The organism is Polaromonas sp. P1_E3 (assembly GCF_056405935.1).
This window is the reverse complement of sequence record NZ_JBFUBD010000856.1, coordinates 1-538: the sequence shown is the minus strand read 5'-3', so window position 1 is coordinate 538 and position 538 is coordinate 1. Positions and strand designations below refer to the sequence as shown.

General features: G+C 56.1%; 1 protein-coding gene. It reads left to right on the top strand.

Translation table 11 applies throughout. From position 1 onward, the window contains the following. Positions 1–204: 204 nt before the first annotated feature. The coding region (locus tag AC1D0Z_RS23965) for a cation:dicarboxylate symporter family transporter (protein WP_477660597.1) at positions 205–538 on the top strand (334 nt) is incomplete at its 3' end.

Sequence of the window (538 nt, the reverse complement as noted above, 5' to 3'; positions counted from 1 at the left end):
TCGCTGATTGCCTGGATGGCCCGCCCTTCTGCGCCGGGCGGCCGCGAGAGCAATACCGTCAGCTAAGTACCCTGCCGGGGTAACCGGGCATCTTGTATGCACCGGTAACGATTGTGAGGGTGTGGTTTTCCACATGGATAAACCATGTGGCGGGACTATATTTGGCAACCCATCACAACCACGCATCAACCGATGCGGCCGGCAATGACAACGCAAACAACAAGCCGCAAGCTTCCTCTTTACCGCTCGCTCTACTTCCAGGTTGTTTGCGCCGTGATCGCAGGCGTGATTCTGGGTCATTTCCATCCTGCGCTGGGCGCAGAAATGAAACCTCTGGGTGACGGCTTCATCAAGCTCATCAAGATGATGATCGCGCCCATCATTTTCTGCACCGTGGTGATCGGCATTGCCGGCATGGAAGACATGAAGAAAGTGGGCAAGACGGGCGGCCTCGCACTGCTTTATTTTGAAGTTGTCAGTACCTTTGCACTGATCATCGGCCTCGTGCTTGTCAACGTGCTCCAGCCCGGGGCTGGCA